We start from the raw sequence: 2,829 nt of genomic DNA on the forward strand, positions 1-2,829 counted from the left end.
TTGTTTTTCCCCGAACCCATCTTTCCCCCCTCCTAAAAAGTCCGGGGGGGGGGGGGGGGGGCGAGTCCCCCCCCCCCCCCCCCCCCCCGCCACTGCTCCGACGCATCTACACCGAGATCGGCGACGGGGGATTCGGCCCAGAAGGCGGCCTCGCCTCGCTGACACCGCGCCACATCCCTTACCGGCACAGACCGGACTGGCCCTGCGCAACCTCCCTCCACACGCGAGGGCCAAAGTACGGGCGGCCGCCGTCATGGCTCTTCCTGACAGGCGGCGGCTGCAGCATGCAGTGGCACGTCTCGCTGATCGCGATCGACAACCCCGTCCTGCTCTGGGACGCCGACGGCTGGGAACCCGACTGGGGCGAAAACCCCCACGACGGCCTGTGCTACGCCGCACCGTCACTGCGCCAATGGCTGTGGACCTGGGCGGACGGAGGCAACGTGTGGGACGAAGCACTCAAGATCATTTAGATGCTGCGACCCCGAGCGCCTTGACGATCTTCCCACCAAGCACCGCACGTCCCAGCCGGACAGACGGGCCCATCCGGCGCCAACGCCCCACCTCGTCCCACCCTGCCGCTGCGCCCCACACCCCGCTGCACCGCCCCTTTCAGGGAAGGCCAGAACGCCGCCCTCCGCGTACCCCCGCTGCCCCGACCTGCCCCGGCCGGCGCTCCGGTGCAGCACCCCGGAGCCTGCTGGGACGGCGGCTGCGCCGCTTCTGGGACAGCTGTCCGAGCGGTCTGCCACACTCGGCCCGTGGCGGTGGATCCGAAGAAGCTGCGAGAAGCGGTCAGCACTGTCGTGTGGGGGCTCCATTCCTGGTCCCACCGGGAGTTGACCGAGCTGGGGTCCGAGCTCAGGCTACCGATCCCCGCGGCAGACACAGGCTCGAAGAGCCAGCGCCTGGAAGCCTGCCTCAAGGCACTCCCGGACGACGGCGGCCTCCTCCAGGCCGCGCAGCGCCTCCTCGACTCCCCGCAGGTGTCCGTCCGCGGGAAGGAGCGGTTCGCCCTCGAGGACGCCGTCTGGGACGCCGGAACGGTCATCGAGATCCCGGGCCGGGTGCGGCGCGAGCTGGCCGCCGCGATCAACCTCGACGAGATGCTCTACCGTCAGGACAGGTTCGAGCGCGCACTGGAACGGTTCTGGAACCTGGACGACGACCCGATGGCGCTGTGGACGGGATCGTCGACGACGAGCCTGCGGGCCCGGATCCACCAGCACGTGTTCCGCAACCGAGAGGACTGGTCGGCGGAGGAGCTGTTCGAGCAGCTTGGGGTCTTCGAGGCCGGCCCCGCCAGGTTTACCCGCTTCCTCGAAGCCCTGGTCGACCCGGCAACCCTCCCAGACGCTGGCGCCCAAGGCCGCCTCGTCGAGACGGTCAACACGGCGCTGGCACCGACCGCAATCCGCCTTGAGCAGACCGGCGAGCGCGACGGCTACCCACACTTCCAGCTCCTGCGCACCGGCCCCGGCGCCGCCCGTCGGCCGAAGACCCTGATCTTCGCCACCATCGTCAAACCCGACATCCGCTTCCTGAGCGTCGTCGACAACGATCTCGAAGTCCTGCAGGGGACAGACCAGATCCTCGTCTACGACCGGCCCATCGGCCCGGACGGCATCCGCTGGTGCGATCTGCAGCAGTGGTGGCAGGAGAAGACCGGCACCGACGACACCGAGCAGGCCAAGAAGGACCTCTACAACCGCCTGCTGGTCTCCATGCCCAGCGAGGACGTCTCTCCCCAGCGCGACCTCTACCGGCTCTACCACCGCATCTACGGCGCCCGTGCCTGGACCCTGCCCGCCCTGCTCCCCGAGGTCTGGCTGCACTGGGATCACAAGACCGTCCAACAGCGCGGTGTTGAAGCCCTGCTGAACCACCGTATGGACTTCCTCATGCTCCTACCGGGCGGCCACCGCGCCGTCCTGGAAGTCGACGGCCGCCACCACTACGCGACCGCCAAGGCGTACGAGGACACCGTCTGCGGCGACCGCGACCTCAAGCTCCGCGGCTACGAGGTCTACCGATTCAGTTCCACCGAACTCAGCAACCGACACCACGCTGGCCTCCTCCTCGAGCAGTTCTTCACCACCCTCTTCACCCACCACAACCTCACCATCCCGCCAGCGGAGCCCCAACACCTGACGCCCGAACCCGGCCGGGAACCTGGGCCAGGCGCGCCCACTGGCTGAGCCCGCGTCAGCCCTCAACGCCAAGCAACTGCGCACGAGTTCATCACGGCCGGGCAGCCGTGTGCGATACAGAACCCGCCTGGTCGATCAGTTCTGTATCGCCGAAACCTTGCCTCAGTGGCATTACACATGCGTACCCGCAAGCCGTCGACATCCCGTTACATAACATCGGCCGACCAACTCTCATTCTCTAGTTGCCAAGTAACGTGGTCTAAACCAAAGGGAAAGGTTTAGACCTGACTTGAGCCTAACCAAGGGTCACGAAAACCTCTGCAGCAGAGGAAACGGCATCGCCTGGCTGCCCCTCACAGACCGCTTGTGCCGCCGGAGGCGGAACGAGCCCGGAGGGCGCTGAGAACGCTAGAATGAGGCCGCACAGCAGCCACGGAACACCCGGCCCAAGCCGGTCCCCATGAAACTAGAAGGTCAGAGCCAGCTCTGAGCGAACCATCCGCCCGAGGAACCTGGTTCGCATTACAGAGATCGGAATCGGGCCGGCGGTGACCGCCACCACCCACTGCGTCGAGCTGTCCGACCCGCGCCGCCCCAGCCAGCTGGTGTCGCGGAGCGACGCCGCAGCATTCCGTCACGGTAGTGACGGCGCGTCATGTCTCCGGAGGAGACGGCGCGC

The 2,829-nt window shown here is 67.5% G+C and carries 2 protein-coding genes; both read left to right on the forward strand.

Annotation, left to right across the window (positions count from 1 at the left end):
• Nucleotides 1-284 precede the first annotated feature (284 nt).
• Complete coding sequence (locus tag ACZ58X_RS38615) at nucleotides 285-473, forward strand: hypothetical protein (RefSeq protein ID WP_400693868.1); 189 nt, start codon at nucleotides 285-287, stop codon at nucleotides 471-473.
• Nucleotides 474-761: 288 nt separating this feature from the next.
• Nucleotides 762-2,198, forward strand: coding sequence for an AbiJ-related protein (locus tag ACZ58X_RS38620; RefSeq protein WP_470338239.1), 1,437 nt, complete (start codon nucleotides 762-764; stop codon nucleotides 2,196-2,198).
• The last annotated feature ends 631 nt before the right edge of the window (nucleotides 2,199-2,829 follow it).

It is taken from the genome of Kitasatospora sp. NPDC040550 (assembly GCF_055594965.1).